The organism is Streptomyces sp. NPDC017991, from assembly GCF_044328075.1.
Classification (GTDB): Bacteria; Actinomycetota; Actinomycetes; order Streptomycetales; family Streptomycetaceae; genus Streptomyces.
In genome coordinates, this window is the sequence record NZ_JBIRGP010000024.1 from 43,592 (window position 1) to 58,644 (window position 15,053).

The 15,053-nt window shown below is 69.3% G+C and carries 7 protein-coding genes and 1 pseudogene; 4 read left to right on the forward strand and 4 right to left on the reverse strand.

Features of this window, described 5'->3' with window-relative positions; translation table 11 throughout:
- Positions 1-283: 283 nt before the first annotated feature.
- A complete protein-coding gene (locus ACH4DZ_RS42670) occupies positions 284-1,282 on the forward strand; it encodes an oxygenase MpaB family protein (protein WP_398294910.1) in 999 nt (332 codons plus the stop codon).
- The gene (locus ACH4DZ_RS42675; protein WP_398294912.1) at positions 1,279-2,802 is read left to right on the forward strand and encodes an aldehyde dehydrogenase family protein; all 1,524 of its coding nucleotides are present in this window, start codon (positions 1,279-1,281) and stop codon (positions 2,800-2,802) included. The genes ACH4DZ_RS42670 and ACH4DZ_RS42675 overlap by 4 nt, the downstream gene beginning before the upstream one ends.
- Before the next feature lie 30 nt (positions 2,803-2,832).
- On the opposite strand, the gene ACH4DZ_RS42680 is transcribed toward ACH4DZ_RS42675, so the two are convergent.
- Positions 2,833-3,459, reverse strand: a complete 627-nt coding sequence (locus ACH4DZ_RS42680) for a TetR/AcrR family transcriptional regulator (RefSeq protein WP_398294914.1) — start codon at positions 3,457-3,459, stop codon at positions 2,833-2,835.
- Between the two features lie 90 nt (positions 3,460-3,549).
- Between ACH4DZ_RS42680 and ACH4DZ_RS42685 the strand changes: the two genes are divergently transcribed.
- Positions 3,550-4,689 carry an acyl-CoA dehydrogenase family protein gene (locus ACH4DZ_RS42685; RefSeq protein WP_398294916.1) on the forward strand — a complete coding sequence of 380 codons (1,140 nt, stop codon included), beginning with the start codon at positions 3,550-3,552 and terminating at the stop codon, positions 4,687-4,689.
- A 106-nt stretch (positions 4,690-4,795) separates the two neighbouring features.
- On the opposite strand, the gene ACH4DZ_RS42690 is transcribed toward ACH4DZ_RS42685, so the two are convergent.
- Positions 4,796-6,742: an AMP-dependent synthetase/ligase gene (locus tag ACH4DZ_RS42690; RefSeq protein ID WP_398294918.1), complete on the reverse strand. Its 1,947-nt coding sequence runs from the start codon at positions 6,740-6,742 to the stop codon at positions 4,796-4,798.
- A pseudogene (locus ACH4DZ_RS42695) lies at positions 6,739-6,969 on the reverse strand (LLM class F420-dependent oxidoreductase); the annotation flags it as partial. The gene ACH4DZ_RS42690 and the pseudogene ACH4DZ_RS42695, both read right to left, overlap by 4 nt.
- Before the next feature lie 385 nt (positions 6,970-7,354).
- Between ACH4DZ_RS42695 and ACH4DZ_RS42700 the strand changes: the two are divergent.
- Positions 7,355-8,029 (forward strand): TetR/AcrR family transcriptional regulator, encoded by a 675-nt coding sequence (locus ACH4DZ_RS42700; RefSeq protein ID WP_398294920.1) that lies wholly within the window; start codon positions 7,355-7,357, stop codon positions 8,027-8,029.
- Between the two features lie 68 nt (positions 8,030-8,097).
- Here the strand turns inward: ACH4DZ_RS42700 and ACH4DZ_RS42705 are convergent, their stop codons facing one another.
- Positions 8,098-14,910, reverse strand: a complete 6,813-nt coding sequence (locus ACH4DZ_RS42705) for a hypothetical protein (RefSeq protein ID WP_398294922.1) — start codon at positions 14,908-14,910, stop codon at positions 8,098-8,100.
- Positions 14,911-15,053: the final 143 nt, after the last annotated feature.

The window sequence follows — 15,053 nt, forward strand, 5'->3', positions numbered from 1 at the left end:
TCTCCGTTGTGTCGGGAGTATTGACGCGCCCCGTGAAACAAGTCAATAGTTTTTGTATCTTCGACTCATCGATGGCCACCGAGACCGGCGCCGAGTGCGCGTCGTCGCTGTCGCCCGGCTGCGCGGAAGGGACTTCCCATGAGCGCCGGACACGCCTGTGACAGGACTGACCGGGCGAGCACCCGACCGCGCCGCCGGCGAGCCGACCGCCCCGCGTCCGCCGACAGCGCGCACTTCTCCGATCTGCAAAGTCCGCAGCAGGCACCGATAGGAGACCCCACCCATGGGCCGCTACAGCCGGCTCCACCGCATCGAGCAGATGGACCCGCGACAGGACTACGAAGAGATCTTCCGCCTCATCACCGCGTACGAGTTCCCCTGGGACTACCTCCAGGGCGTCTCGGTCGCCTTCCTGCGCGACTACGGCGTGCCCCGCATATCCCGACTCCTGGACCGCACCCAGGAGTTCGAGCGCGCCGGACAGAAGCGATACGACGACACCGTACTGATCGCCCATGAGATGGTGCGCGACGGCATGGACTCCGAGCAGGGCAGGGCCGCCGTGCGCCACCTCAACCGCATCCACGGCCGCTACCGCATAGCCAACGAGGACTACCTCTACGTCCTGGCCACCACCGTCGTCGGTCCCAAGCGGTGGATCGACCGGTACGGCTGGCGGCCGTTGTCCCCGCAGGAGACCGAGAGCCTCGCGCTCGTGGGGCGGCGCATGGGCGAGATGATGGGCATCGCCGAACTACCCGTCGACTACGTGGACTTCGCCCGCCTCCACGACTCCTACGAGCAGCGGATGTTCGCGTACGACCCGGCCAACCGGCGGGTCGCGGCAGCCACGTTGCGGGTCGTCACCCAGTGGTACCCGAACTGGCTGCGGCCGTTGGTGGCGCGCGCCTCGCTCGCCGTCCTTGACGACTCGCTGCTCACCGCGCTGGGCTTCCGTCCGCAGCCACGCCGGGTACGGACCGCGACCCACCGCGCCCTGCGGGCCCGGGCCGCCCTGGTGCGCCGGCTGCCACCCCGGCCCACCGGGCGCCCGTACCGGCCCGAGCCCCGCACCTACCCCTTCGGCTGGACGCTGGACGACCTCGGTCCGCACTGGTCCCACTCCAGGCCGCTGCGACCGCTGCCGGACGAGGACGACCGGAGTGCCGTGCGCTCGGACGGCGACGGCGGGGAACCGGCAGCGGCGGCTTCCCCCTCCGACGCGAACGGACACCGCACCCCACCGGCCGGTGGCGGTCCCACACACCAGGAGCTTCGATGACCGGCACGGACCAGGACGCGGCGACCCGCTCCGCCACCTTCACCGTCCACTCCCCCGCCACCGGCGATCCCGTCGGCGAGCATCCGGTCCACGGTCCGGGGGAGGTGGCCCGCGCCGTGGAACGGGCCCGGACCGCCGCGTCCGGGTGGGCCGCGCTCTCCGCGGCGGACCGCCGCGCACACCTGCTGCGGTGGAAGCGCGAACTCGCGTCCTCGCTCGACGCCGTCGCGGGGACGATCGCGGCGGAGACGGGCAAGCCGCACAGCGACGCGGTACTGGAAGTCGTCCTCACCCTGGAGCACCTGGACTGGGCGGCCCGCAACGCCGACCGCGTACTGCGACGGCGGCGCGTCCGCAGCGGCCTCCTCGCGGTGAACCAGCGGGCCTCCGTGGCCCACCGGCCGCTCGGTGTGATCGGGGTGATCGGCCCCTGGAACTATCCCCTGTACACGCCCATGGGTTCCATCGGTTACGCGCTGGCCGCCGGCAACGCCGTGGTGTTCAAGCCGTCCGAGCACACCCCCGGTACGGGCGTACTGCTGGCCGAACTCCTGGCCTCGGCCGTGCCCGAACACGCCGGTCTGCTCACTGTCGTGACCGGTTCCGCGGCGACGGGTGAGGCGTTGGCCCGCTCGGGCGTCGACAAGGTGGCGTTCACCGGGTCCCCCGGGACCGCGCGCAAGGTCATGGCCGTGTGTGCGCGGTCGCTGACGCCGTTCCTCGCCGAGTGCGGTGGCAAGGACGCGACGATCGTCACGGTCGACGCGGACCTCGACGCGGCGGCCGACGCCGTCGTGTGGGGCGCGCTGAGCAACGCCGGGCAGACCTGCGCGGGCGTCGAACGCGTCTACGTCGTACGGGAGGTGTACGCCCCGCTGTGCCGCAAGGTCGTCGAGCGGGCCGGTGCGCTGCGGGTCGGTCCCGTACCGGACGCCGTCTACGGTCCGATGACGATCCCGGCCCAGACGGCCGTCGTCCGGCGGCATGTGGAACAGGCGCTGGCGGGCGGTGCGCGTGCCCTGCTCGGCGACGCGGCCTCGGTCTCGGCCTCGGCCTCGGCCTCCGGGGCGTTCGTCACGCCGGTCGTCCTGGCCGACGTACCGGAGGATTCGGCGGCGATGACCGAGGAGACGTTCGGGCCTGTCGTGGCGATCAACGCGGTGGCGAATGTCGACGAGGCCGTTCGGCGCACCAATGCCTCGACCTACGCGCTGGCCGCCTCGGTGTTCTGCCGCGACCGGCGGGCCGGTGCCGCGATCGCCGCGCGGCTACGGGCCGGAGCGGTGTCCGTCAACTCCGTGCTCGGCTTCGCCGGGGTCCCGGCCCTGCCGTTCGGCGGTTCCGGGGAGTCCGGCTTCGGACGGATCCACGGCGCGGACGGGCTGCGGGCGTTCACCGCGCCCCAGTCGGTCACCGTGCAGCGCTTCGCCCCCCCGGTGAACTTGACCTCCTTCAGCACTCCCGCGACCGCCCGGGAACGCGCGGTCGCGGCGGCGAAGTGGCTGCACCGGCACCGCTGACGGCCCGGAAGGCCCCCACGACACGGGCCCTCAGGCGTTCAGGAGCGGGGCGAGGTAGCGGCGGGCGAAGGCGCGGGCCTGGTCCTCGTCCTCCATCTCGATGCAGCTCGACGGGTTCAGCAGGAAGGAGACGGCGACGCGGACCATGAGTTCGGCGACCGGCCGGGGATCGGAGTCGCCGCGCCCCTCCACCTGCTGGGCACGCCGCAGATGTGCCGTCAGGTAGTCGCAGGTGGCCTCCAGCGAGGGGCCTCCCTGGACGGTCAGGTAGGGCAGCACCACCTCGGGTTCGAGGCGCAGCAGGCCGCCGAAGAGGGGGTGTGCCCTGGTGTACCGCAGGGCCACCACGAAGCCTTCGACGACCCGCTCCTCCATGGTCGGCAGGGCCGCCACCGCGGAGTCCAGTTGCTGGAAGAACCTGCTGCCCTCGCGCAGCAGGCAGGCCTCCACCAGTCCGTCCTTGGTCCGGAAGCGGCGGTAGACCGTGACCCTGGAGACCCCGGCCCGTTTGGCGACGTCGTCCATGGAGGAGCGGCGCAGCCCGAACGTCGTGAACTGTTCCAGTGCGGCGTCCAGGATGCGCCGCGCCACCTTTTCCTCCGTCTCGGGCCGGGCGATGGCCCGGGCGAGCAGGGAGTCGTTCGCAGAAGTCGTCATGGTGCTCCTCACGATACCGCCCGAGATCCACCGATGAGACTTTGAAACAAATACCATTTCTTTGTAACCATCCGGAACCCGGAGGACCCCATGGGCAGTCGACTCACCCCGGAACAGTCCGACTTCGTCGCGGCGGTCCGCGACTTCGCCAAGCGCGAGTGCGGCACGCGTGAACAGCGGGACGCGCTGACCGGGGGCGGCCACGACCGGCACCACCCCGGCCTCTACGGCAGGCTCGCCGGACTCGGCTGGCTCGGGGTGTGCCTGCCCGAGGAGTACGGCGGTTCGGGCGGCGGCCTGGCCGACGCCTGTCTGTTCCTTGAGGAGACGTCGTACGGAATGGTCCCGGCGGGCGGCTTCGTCACCAGCGTCATCACCGCCAAGGCCTACGAACGGTTCGGTACCGAACGGCAGAAGCGGGAGGTGCTGGCGGGTGTCGGGCGGGGCAGGGTCCTCGCGATCGCGATGTCCGAGCCCGCGGCCGGCTCCGACGTGGGGGCGCTCACGTGCCGCGCCCGGCGCGGCCCCGACGGCGACTGGCTGATCGACGGGCAGAAGACGTGGATCTCCAACGCCCATATCGCCGACAGCATCCTGCTCGTGGCCCGGACCTCCCGGGACAAGCACGCGGGACTCACCATGTTCCACGTCCCGGCCGATACGCCCGGTGTGGAGGTCCGGGGCATCGAGACCATGGGCGGGCGCGAGGTGAACGACGTCCACCTCACCGGCGTCCGGCTGCCCGCCGACGCGGTCGTCGGCGAGGTCGACAACGGCTGGCGGCAGTTGATGGCCGGCCTCAACCACGAGCGGCTCTTCCTGGCCGCCACCATGCTCGGCCTGGCCCGCCGCGCGTTCGACGACGCCGTCGGACACGTACGCGAGCGTGAGCAGTTCGGCCGTCCCGTCGGCTCGTTCCAGGCCCTGCGCCACCGGATCGCCGATCTCGCCACGGAGATCGAGTGCACACGGCTGCTGGTGCGCGAGGTGGCCCTGGACTGCGACGCCGAGCCGGAGCGGCTGTTCCCGCGCGAGGCGTCCATGGCCAAACTCAAGGCCACCGAGACCGCCAAGCGGGCAGCCCTGGAAGGTATGCAGATGATGGGCGGCTACGGCTACGCCACCGAGTACGACATGGAACGCCATCTGCGCGCCGCGGTCGTCTCCACCGTCTACGGCGGGACGAGCGAGATCCAGCGGGACGTGATCGGCAAGACCTACGGGCTCTAGGGCGCTTCTTCTGGATCAGTCCGGGTCCGCGGACCCCGGCGAACGGCGGGCGCCCCACCCCTCTCCGGAGTGGAGCGCCCGCCGTCACGCACACCTGCCCCGGACGTCAGTCCTCGTACAGCTCTCCCAGCGCGACGGCGTGCTTCTCCCGGATGACGCGGCGCTTCATCTTCAGCGACGGGGTCAGCTCCCCCGTGGCCGGACCCCACTCCTCCGCGAGCAGCCGGTACCGTTTGACCTGCTCGGTGCGGTTCAGGCGCGCGTTGGCCGCCGTCACCGCCCGGTCCACTTCCTCCCGTACGACCGGATGCGCCGCCAGGAACGCCAGGGCATCGCGGCCGGTGTGCTTGTCGGGGCCGGTGTGCTTGTCGATGCCGTGGGCCTCGGCCCAGGCGGGCGCCGTCTCGGCGTCGAGCACCAGCAGTGCCACGAGGTAGGAGCGGTTGTCGCCGTGCACCAGGGCCTGGCCGATCAGTGGGTGCCCCTTGAGGGCGTTCTCCACGAGCGCCGGGGAGACGTTTTTGCCCGTCGACGTGACGATCATTTCCTTCTTGCGGTCGGTGACCCACAGATAGCCGTCGTCGTCGAGCCGGCCGATGTCACCGGTCCGCAGCCAGCCCTCCTCGTCCACCACCGGCCCCACCGTGCCGTCCTCGCGCAGATAGCCGGAGAACACGGTCGAGCCGCGCACCTCGATCTCACCGTCCCCGGCGACGCGGACCTCCACGGACGAGACGGGTCGTCCCACCGAACCCAGCCGGAAACCGGTGCGCGGGCTGTTGGTGGTCGCCACTCCGGTGGTCTCCGTGAGCCCCCACGCGTCCATGATCACGATGCCGAAGCCGGCCCAGAACCGCACCACGTCGATCGACATGGGAGCCGAGGCGCTGGCCGCCCAGCTGATCCGGTCCAGACCGCCCGCGGCCAGCAACGGCAGCAGGACCTCGGCCCGTTGCCGGGCGTAGGCCTCTTCGAGTTCGGCCGGCGGTCGCTCGCCCCGCTCCCGGTAACCGACATGCTCCCGGGCCACCCGGGTGGCCTCCTCGATGGCCGCCTGCTGTTCCGCCGGCAGCAGCGGCAGTACGGCCCGGACGGCGGCCGCGAGCTTCTCCCAGACACGCGGCACGCCGAAGAACTGGGCCGGACGCACCTTGCGCACGATCTCGGCGACACCCGTCGGGTCGGCGCACAGATGAACGTGCGAGGCGCGGTGACAGGGCAGGTAGATGCCGAGCATCCGTTCGGCGATGTGCGCGAAGGGCAGGTAGCAGATGTGCTCGACGTGCGGCGGCAGTTCGACCACCTCGTCCAGCGCCGACGCGTTGGCCAGCACATGGCGGTGGTTGAGGACGACACCCTTGGGCTCACCGGTGGTGCCCGAGGTGTAGACGACCGTCAGCGGGTCTTCGGGGCGTGCGGCGTCCAGCGCCTTCTCGAACCGCTCCGGGACCGGCTCCCGGCCCAGGGCGCCGTAGGGGAAGTGGCTGCCCTCCGCGCCGGATTCCACCACGACGATGCGGCCGAGCGGGACATCCGCGTCCGCCAACAGGGGCTCCCACAGCGCCACTTGGGCGGCCCCCTCCACGACGGCGACCCGGGCCCGGCAGTTGCGGGCGATGTGGGCGACCTGCTCGGGGGCGGAGGTGCCGTAGACGGTGACGGGTACGGCACCGAGGCGCACCAGTGCCAGGTCGGAGAGCCAGTGTTCGGGCCGGTTGGCCATCATGAGCAGCACGTGGTCGCCGCGGCCGACGCCGAGTGCCGCGTAGCCCGCGGCGAGGCGGGTGGTGTGCTCCCGGACCTGCGCCCAGGTCAGCGTCACCCAGCCGTCCTCGTCCGGTCCGGCGCCGTCCGGTCCTGGGCTGTCCGGTCCTGGGCTGTCCGGTCCGGCGCCGTCCGACTCGGTGCCGCCCGGCCCGGTGTCGTCCAGCCCGGTGCCGCCCGTTCCCTGCCAGGAGAGGGCGGGCAGTTCGGCGTACAGACGCGCGTTGCGTTCGAGCAGCAGCGGCAGGGTCTGTTCGGCAGGGGGTTGTGCTGAGAGTTCGGTTGTCACAGCCACTCCTTGACGCGCTCCACCAGACGGGCGGGTTCGGGTCCCACGGGCGTCACATCGAGCATGGTGACGCCCGGCTCCCGGAACGCCTCGACACGGTCCCGCACATAGCCCTCGGGGCCGGCCAGGCTGACCAGTTCGCACAGTTCGGCCGGGACGGCGGCCTCCGCGTCCTTCTTACGGCCGGCCAGGAAGTGCTCCTGGATCGCGGCGGCCTCCGCCTCGTAGGCCTCGGCGACCCAGACCGCGTCGAGACCGGCCGCCTCCAGGGCGGCGGCCCGGTCCGCGGCGGTGCGCGGGTCTCCGGCGTAGGTCAGGGGTGTGGACAGGTGCACAGGCTCATCGGTTCCTCTCGCGAGAGGTGGTGCGTGTACCAACCGGACCGGAACAGGCCGAGGACGGACAAGAACGGGCCGAGGACGGACCAACAACTTACTGAGCGTTCGCTAAGACAGTAGGAGTAGTGGAAGGAACGGTCAACGCCTCGGGAGTGACCACCCTCGACACAGGCCCGGCCGCTTCCACTGATCGATCGATAAGTGACCGATCCGAGCGCACGGCGTCCCGCCGACATACGATGTCACTCGCCACCGAGCCATCCGAGGAGCCCAGTTGAGCAGCGAACCGAGCCGGGCCGCCATCTCCCCCGCGCAGCACTGGCGCTCGTACGGTCCGCTCGATCTGCACCCCATCCTCCTGCACGCCATGGAGGCCTTCAACGAGCACGGCTACCACGGCACTTCGGTGCGGGACATAGCCACCCGGGTCGGCGTCACCGTGCCCGCGCTGTACTACCACTACGAGAACAAGCAGGCCCTGCTCACCACACTGCTGGAGACGTCCATGAAGGACGTCCTGGACCGCTGCCGGGCCGCGGCGGCCGAGGCGGGCGACGATCCGCTGCCCCGCTTCCGCGGCATGGTGGAGTCGATCGTGCTCTACATGGCCAACCGCAAGGGCATGGCCTTCCTGGACACGGAGATCCGCAGCCTGGAGCCCGAGAACCGCGCCCGGTACGTGGCGCTGCGCGACTATCTGCAGCACATGCTGCTGGACACCGTCCGGGCCGGCATCCGCGAGGGCGCGTTCACCACACCGATCCCGGCCGACGCGGTGCGGGCGATCCTCATCATGTGCCAGGGCGTGGCCAACTGGTACCGCTCGGACGGCCCCTTGACCGCCGAGGAGGTCGCCGAGCGGCACGTCCTGCTCAGCCTCGGGACGGTGGGGTACGCGGGGCCGCGCGCTTGCACGCTGAACACTGCGAGCTCGAACACTGAACGCTGAACACTGCGAGCTCGGCTGCTGTGGCTGCGCGTCGAGTGACGGACACCCCGCGGCGACAAGGGACGCGCTCAGGTCGTATCGGCCTGCTGGATGCTGTCGCCGCTGTTGCCGATCGCGATGTACGTGCCGATGCGCCGGAAGTCGTTCATCACGCCGAACATGCTCTTGTTGGACGGCAGGAGGGCCCGGACGGAAGCCTCGTCGGCCAGCCGGGCCAGAAGCATCTCCTTGTAGGCGTTGTAGACCCTCGCCGTGTAGTTGGGCTCCTTCGCCGCGTTCATCCGGTAGTCGTTGGTGAGCGCGATGGAGGCCAGGTCCATCAGATAGCAGTCGATCAGATCGGTGACGTCCTGGGCCCGGGCGCCGTCCTCTCCCACGCGGGCGTCCTCCGCCAGGACACCGGCCATCTTCAGGACGATGTCACGGTAGATCCGGTGCCGGGTGCTGCTGGGGTAGGCGGCCATGATGTGGTCGGCCTGCCCCGCGCCCTCGGTGTTCATGGTGCGCGGCGTCGCCAGATCCCCCAGGCCGGGTACCGCCAGCGGGACATTCCGGAACATCTCCTCCTCGTCGGGGATGTCCCGGTTCCGGGAGGCGAGAGGGTGCAGGCCGATCTCATGAGCCAACATCCCCATGATGTGGCCGATGCCGTACTTCTCGAAGTAGTAGCTGGCCAGGTTGATGTCGACACCGGCGTCACCGCGGTCCGTCACGTCGGCCGGGGTCTCCGTCGTCCGCACGTGCAAGGTGATACGGACGCGACGGTCACCGACGTACTCCTTGATGGTGTCGTGCTTCCGGAGCAGATCGATGATGCGGATCGCCTTGTCGCGGTACGCCTCGTTCGTGTGCTTCAGGTTGGTGAACTCGAAGTTTCCTGAGGAGAAGGGGGCGTAGAGCGTTGTCGGCTGCCCTGTCGCCCGGTCGGGCGCCGTGTTCGGGTCCTGCTGCATGCGGGCGGGGACTTCGGTGCCGTCCGCGCCTTCGGCCGGGCGGGGCAGGGAGACCGGGTCCACCCAGACGGCCTCGCGGAGGATCCCGTCGGTCCCCTTGCGGGCCTCGTCCCAGGTCTGCGCGATGTCCTGCGCACCCGTCTGAGGCCGCTCGGGGTCCGGGCTCACGTCTCCGATCAGCGCGCTCAGCAGGGCCAGGTGCCGTCCCCGGAGCCCACCGGCGGCCAGCGAGGCGTCCTCGGGTTCGGCGTTCAGGTCACCCAGCAGACTGCCCGGGATGTGCGGCCGGTGTGGGGAATCGGCATCCCGGTACTCATCCCGCAAGCCGAGTTGATGGGTCAGCTCATGCACCAGTTGCACCGGGTCGGCATCCGCCCACCACGTGTTCTGATCCATCGCCCGGTCCCGACCGGTCAGGCCCACCGTGAGGTGCGGGGACTCCGAGGAATCGACCAGCTCGACGGTCACATGCAGCAGGTCGCCGTTCGGCAGCCGGCGGCCGGGTTCGTTCAGGAACTCATGTACGCCTGCCGAGAGTTGCTCGTACGCGTGCGCCGCTTCTGAGTCCGTGCCCCGCATCTGGACGCGAACCGTGAGGTCCGTGATCTGTTCGCCCTGGTACGAGAGCCGCCGGACGTCGAAGCCCGACCGCACCACGAACCGCGGCCGGCTGTCACGCGGGCCCACCAACCGCGGTGTACCGGCCAGAGCTTGTTCGATGCTCTCCCCGATCCGCTGAGCGCCGGCGGTGGCTTGCGGGAGCCGGGGGCGGGCCTCGTCCGTCGGGATGGGCTGCTGGATGCTGTCACCGCGGTTGTTGGTCGCGAGGTTGGCGGCCAGCGTGGCGAAGTCCCGTACGACTCCGAACATCCCCTTGTCGGCGGGGAGCAGGGCACGGGCGGGACTGTCCACGGCCATGCGCGCGGCGAACAGCGCCTTGTAGGCGTTGTAGACCTTCGCTGTGTTACCGGGTTCCTTGGCCGCGTTCATCCGGTAGTCGCTGGTGATCGCGATGGAGGCGAGGTCCATGAGGTAGGTGTCGATCAGGTCGGTGGCGTCCTTGGCCTTGGCGCCCTCCACACCGGCCTGCGCGGCCTCGGCCAGCATGTCGGCCATCTTCAGCACGATGTCGCGGTAGATCCCGTGCCGTGTACTGCTGGGGAACGCGGCCATGATGTGGTCGGCCTGGCCCGCGCTGTCGGTGTTCATCGTGCGCGGGGTCCGCAGGTCGCCCAGCCCTGGCACAGGCAGGGGGATGCCTCGGAACATCGCCTCCTCGTCGGGGATGTCCCCGTTCCTGGAGGCAAGCGGGTGCAGGCCGATCTCGTGGGCCAGCATCCCCATGATGTAACCGATGTCGTACTTCTCGAAGTAGTAGCTCGCGAGGTTGATCTGGACACCGGTGTCACCCAGGTCGCGTACGTCCGCCGGTGTCTCCGTGGTCCGCACATGCAACGTGATCCGGACGGGACGGTCACCGACGTAGGCACTGATCGTCGGATGGTCCCGCAGCAGTTCGATGATGCGGACGGCCTTGTCGCGGTACTTCTCCTCCGTGTGCTTCAGGTTGGTGAACTCGAACTTCCCCGACCTGAAGGGGGTGAGGGTCGGTGCGGCGGCGGCATCTGCGGTGGCGGGGGCCGGTGCCGCGTTCGGGTCCTGCGGCATACGGGCCGGGACATCGGTGGCCGCCGTGTCACCGGTGGACGGTCGGGGCAGGGAGACCGGGTCGACCCAGACCGCCTCACGGCGGACCTTCGTGGCGTCTCCGCGCACCTCGTCCCAGGTCTGCTCACTCTCCTCCCGCGCGCCACGCTCCGAGGGCCGCGGAGTTACGTCCCCGATCAGCGCACCCAGCAGGGCCAGGTGCCGCCCGCGGAGCCCACCGGCGGCCAGCGAGGAGTCCTCGGGGTCGGCATTCAGGTCACCGAGCAGGCTGCCCGGGATGTGCGGGCGATGCGCGGAATCGGCGTCCCGGTACTCGTCCCGCAGACCGAGCTGATGGGTCAGCTCATGCACCAGTTGCACCGGGTCGGCATCCGCCCACCACGTGACCTGATCCATCGCCCGGTCGCGACCGGTCAGGTCCACGGTCAGGTGCGGGGACTTCGACGGATCGACCAGCTCGACGGTCACGTGCAGCAGGTCGCCGTTGGGGAGCCGGTGGCCGGGGTCGTTGAGGAACTCATGTACGCCCTCGCGGAGTTGCGCGAAGGAGTGGGCGCTCTGACCGTCCTTGCCGCCGCGCATCGCGATACGGACCGTGAGGTCGGTGACCGGATCGCCGTCGTAGGTGAACCGCCGCGCATCGAAATCGGAACGCACCACGAAACGGGGCCGCTTGTCACGCGGCCGACTTGCACGCGGCCAACTGGCACGCGGTTCCGTCGACGACGTGGTGTCGGACGGCCCGGTCTGCGGCCCGGACTCGGTGCCGCCCGGACCCGGCGAAAGCCGCGGGCGTGTCTCGCCGGTCTCGGTGCTGCTCGACACCGGAGTGGCGGTCTGGATGCTGTCGCCCTGGTTGTTGAACGCGACGCTGCTGCCCAGACCGAAGAAGTTGCTGGTGACGTTGTACCAGCTCTTGTCGGCCGGAAGCAGGCTCCGTACGGGGCTGCCCTGCGCGAGCTGTGCTGCGAACTGCTCCTTGTAGGCGTTGTAGACCTTCGCCGTGTAACGCGGCTCCCAGGCCGCGTCCTTGCGCTTGTCGTTGGTGAGCGCGATCGTGGCCAGGTCCATGAGATAGGTGTCGATCAGGTCCGTGACGTCCTTGGCCTTCGCACCCTCCTCGCCTGTTCGCGCCTCCTCCGCCAGGTCATTGGCCATGCCGAGCACGATGTCCCGGTAGATCCGGTGACGGGTACTGCTGGGGAACGCGGCCATGATGTGGTCGGCCTGACCCGCGCCCTCGGTGTTCATGGTCCGTGGCGGAGTCAGATGCGCCAGCCCCGGAACGGTCAAGGGCACCCCCGCGAACATCTCCTCCTCATCAGGAATGTTCGTATCCCGCGAGGCGAGAGGGTGGAGACCGATCTCGTGGGCCAGCATCCCCATGACATAACCGATGTCGTACTTCTCGAAGTAATAGCTCGCGAGATTGATGTCGACGCCGGCGTCACCGCGGTCCGTCACGTCGGCCGGAGTCTCGGTTGTGCGCAGGTGGAGAGTGATCCGTACCGGACGGCCCCCGACGTAGTCACGGATCGTGTCGTGCTTGCGGAGCAACTCGATGATCCGGACCGCCTTGTCGCGGTACGCCTCGTTCGTGTGCTTCAAGTTGGTGAACTCGAAGTTCCCCGACTTGAATGGCGTGAGGGTCGGCTCGACGGCGGTGGCGCTCGTCGGGGCCGGAGCCGCGCCGACGCCGGTGTCGGCGCCGGTGTCGCTGTCGGACTGGGGCAGCCTGGGGCGCGCTTCGCCGGAATTGCTGCCCGCAGTCGGTTCCGGAACAGCCGGGCGCTGGATGCTGTCCCCGCGGTTGTTGGTTCCCACGCTGGTGGCAAGCGCAGCGAAGTCACCCAGGACACCGAACCTGCCCTTGTCCCCCGGCAGCAGAGCACGGACAGGACTGTCCTGGGCCATGTGCTCGGCCAACTGCGCCTTGTAGGCGTTGTAGACCCTCGCTGTGTAAGCGGGATCCCTCATCGCACGCGCCCGGTGATCGTTGGTGACCGCGATGGAAGCCAGGTCCATGAGGTAGGTGTCAAGGAGGTCGGTGACGTCCTTCGGCTTCGCGCCCGCCACACCCACCCGCGCATGCTGGGCCAGCACCTCCGCCATCTCCAGCACGATGTCGCGATAGATGCCGTGCCGGATGGTGTGCGGGAACGCGGCCATGATGTGGTCCGCCTGACCCGCGCCCTCGGTGTTCATGAAACGCGGCGTGCTCAAGGTCTCCAACCCCGGCACCAACAGGGGCATGCCCTGGTAGAGCTCCTCCTCCTCAGGAATCTTCGTGTTACTGGAGGCCAGAGGATGGAGACCGATCTCATGGGCCAGCATGCCCATGATGTATCCGATGTCGTACTTCTCGAAGTAATAACTCGCGAGATTGATCTCGACACCCGCGTCACCCAGATCGCGAACGTCCGCCGGGGTCTCCGTCGTCCGCACATGCAGAGTGATACGCACAGGACGGCCGCCGACATAACCCTTGATCGTGCTGTGCTCATCCAGCAGCTCGACAATCCGAACCGCCTTGTCGACGTACCTGTCCGTCTGATTCAAGTTCGTGAACTCGAAATTCCCCAACTTGAACGGGCGCAGAACCGGCACCGGCACGGCAGGCGCCATGCTCGTGTCCGGGTCCTGCTGCATGTGGGCCGGAACCTCGGTCACCGCCGTGTCACCGGTGGACGGTCGGGGCAGGGAGATCGGGTCGACCCAGACCGCCTCGCGGCGGACCGTCGTGGCATCCTCACGCGCCTCGTCCCAGGTCTGTTCGGAGTCCTCCTGCGCGCTTCCTGCCGAGGGCCGCGGAGTTACGTCCCCAATCAACGCACCCAGCAACGCCAGATGCCGTCCCCGGAGCCCACCGGCAGCCAGCGAGGAATCCTCAGGGTCGGCATTCAGGTCACCGAGCAGGCTGCCCAGGACGTGCGGGCGATGCGGGGAATCGGCATCCCGGTACTCGTCCCGCAGACCGAGCTGATGGGTCAGCTCATGCACCAGTTGCACCGGGTCGGCATCCGCCCACCACGTGACCTGATCCATCGCCTGATCACGGCCCGCCAAGTCCACGGTCAAATGCGGGGACTTCTCCGGATCGACCAGCTCGACGGTCACGTGCAGCAGGTCGCCGTTGGGGAGCCGGTAGCCGGGACTGTTCAGGAACTCGCTCACTCCCGAGCTGAGTTGACCGAACACCCGTGGCGTCTGATCCGCCGCTCCGCGCACCGCGATACGGACCGTGAGGTCGGTGACCGGATCGCCGTCATAGGTGAACCGCCGCGCATCGAAGCCCGACCGCACCACGAACCGCGGCCTGCTGTCACGCGGACCCCGCGACTGCGCTGTGGTGAACGGAACTTGCTCGACGCTCTCCTCGGCCTCTTGTGCGCTGTCGGCGGCTTGCGGCAACCGGGGGTGGGCCTCACCCGTGGACGGAGGCGTGGGCGTGGTCCTGGGCGGCTGGATGCTGTCACCGCGATTGTTGGTGACCACACTGGCGGTCAGTGTCGCGAAGTCCCGTACGACGCCGAACATCCCCTTGTCGGCGGGCAACAGTGCTCGGGCGGGACTGCCCGCGGCCATGCGCGCGGCGAGCAGCGCCTTGTACTCGTTGTAGACCTTGGCCGTGTTACCCGGTTCCCTCGCAGCTCTCACGCGGTGGTCGCTGGTGATCGCGATCGAGGCCAGGTCCATGAGGTAGGAGTCCATCAGGTCCGTGGCGTCCTGGGGCCTGGCTCCCGGGACCTGCGCCTGCGCGAACTCCGCCATCATCTCCGCCATCTTCAGCACGATGTCGCGGTAGATCCCATGCCTGGTGCTGCTGGGGTAGGCGGCCATGATGTGGTCGGGTTGACCCGAGCCGACCGTGTTCATCGTGCGCGGCGGAGTCAGGTGTGACAGCCCCGGTACGGCCAAGGGCACCCCCGCGAACATCTCCTCCTCGTCGGGGATGTTGGTGTCCCGGGACGCAAGAGGGTGCAGGCCGATCTCATGGGCCAGCATCCCCATGACGTAACCGATGTCGTACTTCTCGAAGTAGTAACTGGCCAGGTTGATCTGCACGCCGTCGTCGCCCAGGTCGCGTACGTCCGCGGGAGGCTCGGTCGTCCGCACGTGCAAGGTGATACGGACGGGACGGCCGCCGACGTACGCACTGATCGTCGGATGGTCCCGCAGCAGTTCGATGACCCGGGTCGCCTTGTCCCGGTACCGCTCGTTCGAACTCTTCAGATTGGTGAACTCGAAGTTCTCCATCACGAAGGGCCCGGGGGTGGGCGCGGCAGCGGTGCCAGGTGCCAGGTGCCGGGTCCTGGTCCTGGTCCTGGTCCTGCAGCATGTGTGCCGGGACCCCGGTGGACGCGGTGCTCTCGGTACCGTCCGTCGGCCTCGGCAGGGAGACC